The 12,208-nt window shown below is 57.6% G+C and carries 9 protein-coding genes; all 9 read left to right on the top strand.

Annotated features, from left to right (window positions below; translation table 11 throughout):
- Positions 1–888 precede the first annotated feature (888 nt).
- The gene (gene tssA / locus GYN01_RS20265; RefSeq protein WP_048402512.1) at positions 889–2,445 is read left to right on the top strand and encodes a type VI secretion system protein TssA; all 1,557 of its coding nucleotides are present in this window, start codon (positions 889–891) and stop codon (positions 2,443–2,445) included.
- 32 nt (positions 2,446–2,477) lie between these two features.
- A complete protein-coding gene (tssB, locus tag GYN01_RS20270; protein ID WP_048365897.1) occupies positions 2,478–2,981 on the top strand; it encodes a type VI secretion system contractile sheath small subunit in 504 nt (167 codons plus the stop codon).
- A gap of 28 nt (positions 2,982–3,009) precedes the next feature.
- On the top strand, positions 3,010–4,485 hold the full coding sequence (gene tssC / locus GYN01_RS20275) for a type VI secretion system contractile sheath large subunit (protein ID WP_048365896.1): 1,476 nt from the start codon (positions 3,010–3,012) through the stop codon (positions 4,483–4,485).
- A 12-nt stretch (positions 4,486–4,497) separates the two neighbouring features.
- Positions 4,498–4,905 (top strand): type VI secretion system baseplate subunit TssE, encoded by a 408-nt coding sequence (tssE, locus tag GYN01_RS20280; protein WP_048365895.1) that lies wholly within the window; start codon positions 4,498–4,500, stop codon positions 4,903–4,905.
- Between the two features lie 126 nt (positions 4,906–5,031).
- On the top strand, positions 5,032–6,819 hold the full coding sequence (gene tssF / locus GYN01_RS20285; RefSeq protein WP_048402511.1) for a type VI secretion system baseplate subunit TssF: 1,788 nt from the start codon (positions 5,032–5,034) through the stop codon (positions 6,817–6,819).
- Complete coding sequence (gene tssG / locus GYN01_RS20290; RefSeq protein ID WP_048365893.1) at positions 6,783–7,790, top strand: type VI secretion system baseplate subunit TssG; 1,008 nt, start codon at positions 6,783–6,785, stop codon at positions 7,788–7,790. The genes tssF and tssG overlap by 37 nt, the downstream gene beginning before the upstream one ends.
- 13 nt (positions 7,791–7,803) lie before the next feature.
- Positions 7,804–10,449 (top strand): type VI secretion system ATPase TssH, encoded by a 2,646-nt coding sequence (gene tssH / locus GYN01_RS20295; protein ID WP_048402510.1) that lies wholly within the window; start codon positions 7,804–7,806, stop codon positions 10,447–10,449.
- Positions 10,450–10,459: 10 nt separating this feature from the next.
- Positions 10,460–11,974, top strand: a complete 1,515-nt coding sequence (locus GYN01_RS20300) for a sigma-54 interaction domain-containing protein (protein WP_048402509.1) — start codon at positions 10,460–10,462, stop codon at positions 11,972–11,974.
- Positions 11,975–12,063: 89 nt separating this feature from the next.
- Complete coding sequence (locus GYN01_RS20305; protein WP_048365890.1) at positions 12,064–12,204, top strand: hypothetical protein; 141 nt, start codon at positions 12,064–12,066, stop codon at positions 12,202–12,204.
- Positions 12,205–12,208: the final 4 nt, after the last annotated feature.

Genomic DNA, 12,208 nt, shown 5'->3' on the forward strand with positions numbered 1-12,208 from the left:
TTAATTACAATCAAGGTTCGTGCCAACATAAATAATAACCATATAAATCAGATAGATAGCTAAAGTAAGCGTATGAAATGACCAATTTTCAGGTAGGTAGCATGGATAAAGTGCGCAAGAAGTTGCGCAGTACTGCGCAACTTCTTGCGCACTCGTCTACAGCTACCGGTTTATATACGCTGTGGCGATGTATCCACACGGTTATCCACATTTAAGTGCGCAACTTCTTGCGCAGTTGGTGTTTGTCATAAATGTCAATTTTGTTGATTTTAATAAGTCAACGGGTAATCAGATTTTGTGTAGCGCTTTGCGTATCAGATGTGCGGCATATCTGTACTGTTTTTTGCGGGAGCAGGTTGTTAGTAGGGTAAATTGCATGGATCTCCGACTTGTCGCATGTAAGTCAGATCCTTTATTTTTGTAAGAATCGTCTTATAGGCGCGGATCTGTTCTGAGTGGATTATTGTCGACATTGTTTGCAGTGTTCATGATTAAATTACAGTCTGTATTTAAAGCTGTTAAGCCATTGATTATAAAGGGCTAAACCCTGATTTTAGTGGGCGGAAATTGGTCCTTTTAGACGTGAGTCCAAGGCTTTTCAAAGGACTTTCAGAGTAGGGGCGTACCTGAAAAATAAGCGCCTATTCATTTGCAAGATATGAAGGTCATGATTCTTTACGACGAACGGGAATCAATTTTTTGGTAACTTCTGTTTTATTTTTTGTGTATTCTCTCGGCCCGCATCAAGTATCAAAGTGCCATAAAGGCATGTGTGAGGCTTGATTGAGAAGCTGTTGGATCCTCTGTGCTCATGCACACCATCCACGGTACTTTCTGCATTTGCCAGGAGGCACGAACGCCCAGCGTTCAATCATCAAGGAGGCATAGATGACGTATTCAAGCACGCTAATGGTTCGCTATGCCGACTTGGCCCGGCAGCCTATTTCAAGTGATAACTTTGCCGGCGACGAAGTTCGCTACTCCAGTGAGTTCGAAGCCCTGGAAGCCGAGCTGGAAAAGGCCCAGTCGCTGCACGCCAGTGGCCCCATCGACTGGTTGAAAATCCAGGAAAACAGCGAACTTATTCTCCGAACATCCTCCAAGGATTTACGTGTCGCCGCCTGGCTGACATGGGCCTTGCATCTGCGTGAGTCGTTTGTGGGGTTGCATGCCGGATTAGGCGTGTTGGTGTACCTGTGTGAGCACCACTGGGAGCAGTTTCACCCCGCCAAAGCGCGCACTCGGGCCGCTGCGATTGCTTGGTTGGTGCCGCGTCTTGAGGGTGCGCTCAAAGATGACGTGCCGATCAAAGAGCAACTGCCGCTGTTCCGCAGCCTGGTCAAGCAGTTGCAAGCGCTGGATGCGGTGCTGACACAACACCTTGACGATGCTGCGCCGTTGCTGCTGCCCATTCACCGGCGGCTGGCAAACATGGTTCAGCGCGCGGCGAACAATGAGCCCGAACCTGGCGTGGTAGGGGCGGTGGTGGCTCAGGTCAAGCAGGCCGCGACCCAGTTATTCACGCCCGGCACCCCGATTGATAACGAAAAAGACGCACAAAAAGCGCTGCGCACCCAGCAGGACAGCGCACGGCCGCTGTGTGCCTGGTGGCTTAAACAGAAGGCTACGGATGTGCGGGCGCTACGCCTAAATCGTACGTTGATGTGGATGGCGATAGACGCTGTACCTGAGCGTAATAGTGAGCAAATTACCGTGCTGCGGGGGTTGCCCGTCGACAAACTCAAGGCTTATCAGGACCGCTTTGCCCAAGGTCAATATGCCGATCTGTTGGTCGAAGTCGAAGCCAGCCTGGGCAAAGCGCCGTTCTGGTTCGATGGGCATCGCATTGTCTGGGAGTGTTTGCAGGCGCTGAATGCCGAGATCGCCATGCGTGAGGTGGAAATCCACTTCAGCCTGTTGATTCAACGTTTGCCGGGCATCATCGAATTGCGCTTTCACGATGGTGCGCCGTTTGCCGACCCGGCGACGCGGGCGTGGATCAGCGCCAATGTCATGCCGCACCTGCAAAGCACCAGTGCGCCGCGCAAGGTGGAAGTGACCGCCACTCAGCCCGCGTGGGAATTGGCCCTTGAAGCGGTGCTACCGATTCTGCGCAAGGACGGCCTCAAGCCCGCCGTACAGACCCTCAAACAAGGCTTGCAAAACGCTCAGGGTGGACGTGTCCGGTTTTTTTGGCAGTTCGCCCTCGCGCGGCTGTGTTTTATGGCCAAGAAGTACGAGCTGGCCAAGACCCAGCTTGAGACCCTGGACCACACATTACAGGACTCAGGCCTGCATGCCTGGGAGCCCGATCTTGCGCTGCAAGTACTGCATTTACTGCACAGCTGCTGCGAACTGTTGCCGCAGAACCATGCCGTACGTGAACGCAGGGATGAGATTTATCGCAGGTTGTGCCATCTCGATCTCGAAGTGGTACTCGAATAGGCCCCAGGGTCATACACGCAAGGAAAAAAACCATGGCCAAAGAAGGCTCGGTAGCCCCCAAGGAACGCATCAACGTCACCTTCAAGCCCGCCACCGGTGGTGCTCAGGAAGAAATTGAACTGCCGTTGAAACTACTCGCCATCGGTGATTACACCCACCGCAAGGACGAACGCAAAGTCGAAGATCGCAAGCCGATCAGCATCGACAAAATGACGTTCGACGAAGTGCTGGCCAAGCAAGAACTGAGCCTGACCTTGAGTGTTGCCAACCGCCTTCAGGAAGAGAGCGACACTGAAGAATTGGCCGTGAAATTGCGCGTTAACTCGATGAAAGACTTCAACCCGGCCAGCCTGGTTGAGCAAGTGCCGGAGTTGAAAAAACTGATGGAGCTGCGCGACGCGCTGGTGGCCCTCAAAGGCCCATTGGGCAATGCGCCGGCCTTTCGCAAAGCCATCGAAAGCGTATTGGCCGACGATGAATCCCGTGGTCGCGTACTGGGCGAGCTGGGCTTGAACGCCGCCGCCCAGGACGCTTGAGTCCCCATCAGCCAAGGAAGACAACGCAATGAGCACCAACGCAGCGCAGCAAAGCAGTACCGAAAACGGCGAATACAGCATTCTTGACAACATCATCGCCCAGACGCGTCTGACCCCGGACGACGAAGCCTATGACATCGCCAAGCGTGGCGTGTCGGCGTTTATCGAAGAGCTGCTCAAGCCGCAGAACAATGGTGAACCCGTCAAGAAGGCCATGGTTGACCGCATGATTGCTGAGATCGATGCCAAGCTCAGCCGTCAAATGGACGAAATTTTGCACCACCCTGATTTCCAGTCGCTGGAATCGTCGTGGCGTGGCCTGCAACTGCTGGTTGACCGCACCAATTTCCGCGAAAACATCAAAATCGAAATCCTCAACGTGTCTAAAGAAGACCTGCTGGACGATTTCGAAGATTCGCCAGAAGTGATGCAGGCCGGCCTGTACAAACACATCTACACCGCCGAATACGGCCAGTTTGGTGGTCAGCCTGTGGGCGCGATCATCGCCAACTACTTCATGTCCCCAAGCTCGCCCGACGTGAAGCTGATGCAGTACGTGTCCAGCGTGGCCTGCATGTCCCACGCGCCGTTCATTGCAGCGGCCGGTCCCAAGTTCTTCGGTCTGGAAAGCTTCACCGGCTTGCCTGACCTCAAGGACCTCAAGGACCACTTCGAAGGCCCGCAATTTGCCAAGTGGCAGAGCTTCCGCCAGTCCGAAGACTCGCGCTACGTGGGTTTGACCGTGCCGCGCTTCTTGCTGCGCAACCCGTACGACCCCGAAGAAAATCCGGTCAAGTCGTTCGTCTACAAAGAAACTGTCGCCAACAGCCACGAGCACTACCTGTGGGGCAACACCGCCTACGCGTTTGGCACCAAGCTGACTGACAGCTTCGCCAAGTTCCGCTGGTGCCCGAACATCATTGGCCCGCAGAGCGGTGGTGCGGTTGAAGACCTGCCGCTGCACCACTTCGAAAGCATGGGCGAAATCGAAACCAAGATTCCGACCGAAGTACTGGTGTCTGACCGCCGTGAATACGAATTGGCCGAGGAAGGTTTCATCTCTCTGACCATGCGCAAAGGCAGCGACAACGCCGCGTTCTTCTCAGCCAGTTCCGTGCAAAAGCCCAAGTTCTTTGGCATCAGCGCTGAAGGCAAGGCCGCCGAGCTGAACTACAAACTGGGCACCCAGCTGCCGTACATGATGATCGTCAACCGTTTGGCTCACTACTTGAAAGTGTTGCAGCGCGAGCAACTCGGTTCGTGGAAAGAGCGCACCGACCTTGAGCTGGAACTTAACAAGTGGATCCGCCAGTACGTGGCCGACCAGGAAAACCCGAGCGCCGAAGTGCGGGGTCGTCGTCCATTGCGTGCAGCCCAGATCATCGTCAGTGACGTTGAAGGCGAGCCTGGCTGGTACCGCGTCAGCTTGAACGTGCGTCCGCACTTCAAGTACATGGGCGCCGATTTCACTCTGTCGCTGGTTGGCAAGCTGGACAAAGAGTAAACGGAGCGTCTGATGACGGGATACGGCAGCCTTTTCGAACGCCTCAATGGCGATGCGGACAAACGCGTCGGCTGGAGCCGCGAGGTGTCGGCGATGGCGTCTGTGGCTGCCCACCTCGCCAAGATGCTCAGCACCCGTGCGGGCAGTGTGCAAACGCTGTCCGATTACGGGTTGCCCGATCTCAATGACATGCGCCTGAGCCTGCACGACTCCTTGAGTCAGGCACGTTTGGCGATTGTGGGTTTTATCGAAGCCTACGAACCGCGCTTGAGCGAGGTGCGTGTCGTTTCTTTGCCGCGGGATAACGATCAACTGCGCCTGACCTTCAGTATCGAAGGGCTGCTGGAAGTTGAGGGTTTGAAGCGTCAAGTGACGTTCTCCGCCTGCCTGGACGGCAGCGGTCAAGTCAAAGTGACCTGAAAATTGCGCGCCGCAACAGGGCGGCGCATCGCGAGACGTGAGCAGTTCCTTATCGGTCCGGGGGTGGGCAAAGCCTGGACGGGCAGGGCAGTTTTTTCATGAGTTTTAAAGCCGGGAAGGTATTTCGTGTCCTTTAACCACTACTACCAAAGCGAACTCACCGCACTTCGCCAGTTAGGTCGTCGATTCGCCGAGCGCAGCCCGGCGTTGGCCCCTTTTCTGGGGCAAGCCGGTCGGGATCCGGACGTGGAGCGGTTACTGGAGGGGTTTGCCTTCCTGACCGGGCGTCTGCGCCAGAAGCTCGACGACGAGTTGCCGGAGTTGAGCCATTCGTTGATGCAATTGCTGTGGCCCAACTACATGCGTCCGTTGCCGGCGTTCAGCATTTTGCAGTTTGACCCGCTGACCTTGCCGGGCCCTGCACTGAGGGTGGAGCGCGACACACCGGTAGAAAGCGTGCCGATTGATGGTGTGCGCTGCCGCTTTCGCACCTGTTACCCGACCGACGTCATGGCGCTCGACCTGACCGCCCTCAACTATTCGGTCAAGGGTGACGGTTCGTTGCTCAGCTTACGCCTTGAAATGAGTGCTGACGGCCACTTGGGAGAGCTGCAACTGAGCACGTTGCGTTTGCACTTTGCTGGCGAGCGTTACATCAGCCAGATGCTGTACCTGAGCCTGCTGCGCAATCTGGAAAGCATCGAACTGGTGCCGTTGAACGCTGCGGGCAAACCGCTCGATGGCGTGGGCGGGCGCCCGATGGCGTTCAAAATGCCGGGCGACCGCGTGCAGCCCGTCGGCTTCGCGGAAGAAGAAGCGTTGATTCCGTACCCGCTCAACACCTTCCGTGGTTACCGCTACCTGCAAGAATATTTCGCGTTTCAGGACAAGTTTCTGTTTGTCGATGTCAATGGGCTGGACATGCTCAAGGCGTTGCCACCCGACACGCTCAAACAGATGCGCGGCCTGGAACTGCGCTTTGACATCCGCAAGAGCGGTATCCAGCGCCTGCGCCCCACACTCGACAACGTGAAGCTGTATTGCACGCCGATTGTGAACCTGTTCAAGCATGACGCGCTGCCGATTCGCCTCGACGGTAAACAGGACGAGTACCTGCTGTTGCCCGCGGAGTACGAGCAAGAGCATTGCGGTGTGTTCTCGGTCGAAAGCGTGATTGGTTGGAAACCCGGTGGTTTGGGTTATCAGGACTACGTGCCATTCGAATCGTTTGAGCATGACCCCAGCTTCGATGTGCCCACCGCCCGCGCGCATTACAGCATTCGTCAGCGCTCGTCGTTGCTGCACGGCGGTCTCGATACGTACTTGAGTTTTGGTATCCGCCAGAGCGAAGCCCACGAAACCCTGTCGATCGAGCTGACCTGCACCAATCAGAACCTGCCACGCAAACTCAAGTTGGGTGACATTTGCCGGGCATGTGAAGCAACCCCGGAGTTTCTGACTTTTCGCAACATCACGCCTGCGACCGCCAGTTTCGCGCCGCCGCTCAATCGCGACTTCCTGTGGAAGTTGATCAGCAACATGTCGCTTAACTACCTGTCGCTGGCCGATGTCAATGCGTTGAAGGTGATTCTCGAAACCTACGACTTGCCGCGCTACTACGACCAGCACGCAGAGAAAGTCAGCAAGCGTTTGCTGGGCGGTCTCAAGTCGATCAAGCACCAGCACGTAGACCGCTTGCACCGCGGGTTGCCGGTGCGCGGGTTGCGCACTGAGCTGACTGTCGACACCCAGGGGTATATCGGCGAAGGCGATCTGTTCGTGTTTGCGTCGGTGCTCAACGAGTTTTTCGCACTTTACGCCAGTCTTAATTCGTATCACGAGTTGCGCGTAAAAAGCACACAGGGAGAGGTGTACCAATGGACACCCCGTATGGGCCTTCAGCCGCTTCTTTAAGCGGGCTGAGCCGGGTAATACGCGAGTACTCGCTGTTCCAGGCCGTGTTGCTGGTGGTGGACCGCTTGCGTGAAGCGCATCCCTACCTGAGCGAAGACGATCTGTACGACCAATTGGAATTTCAGGCCAACCCCAGCCTCGGGTTTCCGGGCAGTGATGTGGACCGGGTTGAGTTTTTCAACGAGCACGGGCAGTTGCGCGCACGCCTGCGGTTCAACTTGATCGGGCTTGTAGGCGCCGGTTCGCCCTTGCCTGCGTTCTATGGCGAGCAGGCGCTGGGCGACAGCGAAGACGGCAACCCGACACGCAACTTTCTGGATGTGTTTCACCATCGCCTGCAACGGCTGATGCTGCCGATCTGGAAAAAATACCGCTACCGCGCCAGTTTTCAGAGTGGTGCGCTGGACCCTTTTTCGGCGCAACTGTTTGCGCTGATTGGCTTGGGCGGCGAAGAGATTCGTCAGGCCAAGGAGCTGAACTGGAAACGCTTGCTGCCGTATCTGGGGTTGCTCAGCTTGCGGGCGCACTCGGCGGCGCTGATTGAGGCAGTGCTGCGTTACTACTTCAAACACGCGCAATTGACCATCGAGCAATGCATTGAGCGTCGGGTCGAGATTCTTGAAGAACAGCGCAACCGTTTGGGCCGTGCCAACAGCATGCTGGGTGAAGACTTGGTACTGGGCGAGCGGGTGCGCGACCGCAGCGGCAAGTTTCGTATCTACATCCGCGAACTGGATTGGGAGCGTTTTCATGAGTTTTTGCCCATCGGGTTCGGTTATCAACCGTTGTGCGCGCTGGTGCGTTTTACCTTGCGCGATCCGCTCGACTACGACATCCGCCTGGTGCTGCGTCAGGAAGAGATCCGCGAACTGCGCATTGGCGAACAAAACGCCTGTCGTCTGGGCTGGACCAGTTGGCTGGGCCGCGAGCGCGCCGACGGTGTGGTGACGCTGGGCAGCAAAATACATTAAGGACTGATGACACATGATCAACGTAGACCTGCAACAACTGATTCAGGCGCTGGACGCCGACACCCGTCGCGACCTCGAAAGCTCGGCTGAACGCTGCGTGGCCCGCGGCGGCAGCAAAATCCTGGTAGAAGATTTGCTGCTGGGTTTGCTTGAGCGTGCGCAAGGCTTGTTGTCGCGAGCGCTGCAAGACGCGGACGTGGACGCTGGAGAATTGAGTGCGGCCTTGCAGTCGCGGGTTGAACACAGTGCATCGCGCAACCCGGTATTTGCTCCCGAACTGGTGCAGTGGCTGCAAGACGCTTTATTAGTGGCCAACCTGGAGCTGGGTCAAAGCCAGGTCGATCAAGCGGCGTTGATCCTGGCATTGCTGCGCAATCCGATGCGTTACGCAGGCAGTCATTACTTGCCACTGCTGGCCCGGTTGAACATCGAGCGTTTAAAGGCGTTTGCCCTGTCGCTCAAAGAGCAACCGGCCACCGGTAAGCCCACTGCGCCGGGTGAGTCGTTGCTGGAGCGCTTCACCCACAACCTGACGCAACAGGCGCGCGACGGCAAACTCGACCCGGTGCTGTGCCGCGACGATGCGATCCGCCAAATGATCGACATTTTGGCTCGTCGCCGTAAAAACAACCCGATTGTGGTCGGCGAAGCCGGCGTGGGTAAAACCGCGATTGTGGAAGGGCTGGCTTCGCGCATTGCCGCCGGTGAAGTACCGCAGGTCCTTAAAGGTGTTGAATTACTGGCTTTGGACATGGGTTTGTTACAAGCCGGTGCCAGCGTCAAGGGTGAGTTTGAACGTCGCCTTAAAGGGGTGATTGACGAAGTCAAAGCGTCGCCCAAGCCGATCATTATTTTTATCGACGAAGCCCACACCTTGATTGGCGCAGGCGGCAACGCGGGTGGCTCCGATGCTGCCAACCTGCTCAAGCCCGCGCTGGCCCGTGGCGAGTTGCGCACCATTGCAGCCACCACCTGGTCGGAGTACAAAAAGTATTTTGAAAAAGACCCGGCCTTGGCGCGGCGTTTCCAACCCGTGCAACTGCACGAACCCACCGTCAGCGAGGCGGTGACGATTCTGCGCGGCTTGGCCCAAGTCTATGAAAAAAGCCACGGCATCTACCTGCGTGATGACGCTGTGGTGGCGGCCGCTGAGTTGTCTGCACGCTACTTGGCCGGGCGTCAACTGCCTGACAAAGCGGTGGATGTGCTCGACACCGCCTGTGCCCGTGTGCGTATCAGCCTCGCGGCCGCGCCCCAGCGCCTTGAGCAATTGCGCGGTGAGCTGGCCGAAGGTGATCGCCAGAGTCAGGCCCTGCGTCGGGATGCCGAAGCCGGTTTGCAGATAGACCACGAAGCCCTTGACCTGCTCGAAGACCGTTTGAGCGATGCTCAAGACGAGCGATTGGCCTTGGAGGCACTGTGGAGCGAGCAAAAGCAATTGGCTGAGCGTTTGCTGGAGCAACGCAAAGCATTGGCGACGGCGCGCATCGCTGCTGCCGCAGCCCCGCGGGTGGCCTTACAGGAAGATGCCGAAGGTCTAGTCATTGAGACGCCGGAAAATGATGCACCGAGCATCGAAACCCTTGAGGCGGCACTCAATGAAACCCATTGCAGCTTGACCGAGGCCCAGCTCACTGAGCGTCTGGTCAGCTTTGAAGTGTGCCCACGGCTGGTGGCTGAAGTGATCAGCGCGTGGACCGGTGTTCCGTTGGCGCAACTGGCGCGTGAGCACAACGCCAAGGTGGCGAATTTTGCCACCGATTTGCGCACGCGCATTCGCGGGCAGGATCAAGCGGTGCATGCACTCGACCGTTCCATGCGTGCCACAGCTGCCGGGTTAAACAAGCCCGATGCGCCGGTGGGCGTGTTTTTGCTGGTCGGTCCCAGCGGCGTCGGCAAAACCGAAACGGCGTTGGCACTGGCCGACTTGCTGTATGGCGGTGAGCGTTTTATCACCACCATCAACATGTCCGAGTTTCAGGAGAAACACACGGTGTCACGCCTGATTGGCGCGCCGCCAGGCTATGTGGGCTATGGCGAGGGCGGCATGCTCACCGAAGCGGTGCGCCAAAAGCCGTATTCGGTGGTGTTGCTCGATGAAGTCGAAAAGGCCGACCCGGACGTGCTGAACCTGTTTTACCAAATCTTCGACAAAGGCGTGGCCAATGACGGGGAAGGGCGTGAGATTGACTTTCGCAACACCCTGATCCTGATGACCTCAAACCTGGGCAGCGACCGTATCTCACAGCTGTGCGAGAACGGAGCACGGCCATCGGCCCAAGTGCTGGAAGACACCATCCGCCCGGTGCTCAGTCACCACTTCAAACCCGCACTGTTGGCGCGTATGCGCGTAGTCCCCTACTACCCGGTGGGCGGCCCGGTGTTGCGCGAACTGATTGAGATCAAACTGGATCGTTTGGGCGAGCGCCTGGCGCGTCGTCAGTTGGACTTCAGTTATTGCCAGCCGCTGGTGGATCAATTGGCCGAGCGTTGCACCCAGAGCGACAGTGGTGCGCGGCTGATTGATCACTTGCTTGATCAGCACGTGTTACCGCTGGTGGCCGACCGTTTGCTCGACGCCATGGCCCAAGGCGTGAGCCTCAAACGCGTGCATGCCACGCTTGACGCCAATGCCAGCGTGATCTGCGAGTTTGCTTGAGGTGGGCGTGATGTTTAAGCAAGTGGCACAACCCTTGGTGTATGCAGAGGCCTTGCTCGCGCAGTTTGCGAACCTGTCGCATGCACCTGATGACGCCACGTTGTTGGGCCGGTTTGTGCAGGGGCTGGCAGAACTCAGCGGCTGCGAACTGGCGCAACTGTATTTGCTGGACGCCACCCACACCTGCCTGGGCTTGAGCGCCGAGTGCCTGAACGGGGTGGTACAACCCCGTGAAGCGCAGTGCCTGCCCGCCGATTACAACGGGGAACAGTTACTGCAATTTGCGCTGTGCCAAAACCGGGTGCTGTGCCTCAACGCGCTGAGTTCCAGTCTGCACGAGACCAGCTTCCTGCCAGCGGGCTTGGCGTGGCAGTCGTTGCTGTGCGTTCCGCTGGTCAACCAGAAGCAATCGGTGGCAGGCGTGCTGCTGTGCGCCAGTCAGCACGCTGTTGAACTCGAAGGTTTTGCGCACTCACTGGCCCAACTCGGCAGTTTCGTACTCGGACAACTGCATCTGTTGCAATCATTGCGCAGCTCGGCAGGCGCCCCCCCTGCGGCGCTGGTCAGCGTGCCGAGTGCCAGCGGCTATGGCTTGATCGGCAAAAGCCCGGTCATGCGTCAGGCTTATTCGTTAATCAGCAAAGTGCTGCACAGCCCGTACACCGTGCTGCTATTGGGGGAAACCGGCAGCGGCAAGGAAGTCTTTGCCCGCGCCATCCATGACTACGGCCCGCGTCGTTCACGGGCCTTTATTGTGCAGAACTGCGCGGCGTTCCCGGAAAACCTGCTGGAAAGCGAGCTATTTGGCTACCGCAAGGGCGCTTTCACCGGGGCGGATTGCGACCGCCCCGGCCTGTTCGATGCGGCCAACGGCGGCACTTTGTTACTGGATGAAATTGGTGACATGCCGCTGTCGCTGCAAGCCAAGCTGCTGCGTGTGTTGCAAGAAGGCGAGATCCGGCCGCTGGGGTCTAACGACACGCACAAAATTGATGTGCGCATCATTGCCGCGACGCATCGCGACCTCGCAGTACTGGTCAGTGAAGGCAAATTCCGTGAGGACTTGTATTACCGACTGGCGCAATTTCCCATTGAGTTACCCCCGCTGCGCCAGCGCGAAGGCGACATTTTGGAGCTGGCCCGGCACTTCGCCGACAAGGCCTGCACCTTCTTGCAGCGCGACGCCGTGCATTGGTCGCAGGCGGCGCTGGACCATCTGCTGGCTTACACCTTTCCGGGTAACGTGCGTGAACTCAAAGGCCTGGTCGAACGTGCCGTGCTGCTGTGCGAGGGCGGGGAGCTACTGGCCGAGCATTTCTCGTTACGCCCCGACCTGGCACTGGAAGACAGCCCCCTGAGCCTGCGAGAACGACTGGAGCAGGTCGAACGCAGCTGGTTGCTCGACAGCCTGCGCAAAAACGATGGCAACCAGACCCTGGCCGCCCGCGAACTGGGGCTGCCGCGCCGCACCTTGCTGTACCGCATGGAGCGCCTGAATGTTCAGGTGGGTGAACGCGATGGTTAGTTAACGCCCTTGCGTGCATCTCATTCGATTGCGGCAGGCCGTGCGTCCAGCGCCTGCCTGTGAAATTTGTCTACCCAGGAGACCCTCCGATGCCTGTTCGTCACTGGCAAACCGTGCTGTTGGCCCTCGTTGTTGTCTGCGGCCTTGGCGGCTGTAACGGCAATTACAAATTCAATGACAACACCTATCGCCCATTGGGTGATCCGCAGGCGGTCAATCGCGGCAAGTGACCGC

The organism is Pseudomonas weihenstephanensis (assembly GCF_016812185.1).
Lineage (GTDB): Bacteria > Pseudomonadota > Gammaproteobacteria > Pseudomonadales > Pseudomonadaceae > Aquipseudomonas > Aquipseudomonas weihenstephanensis.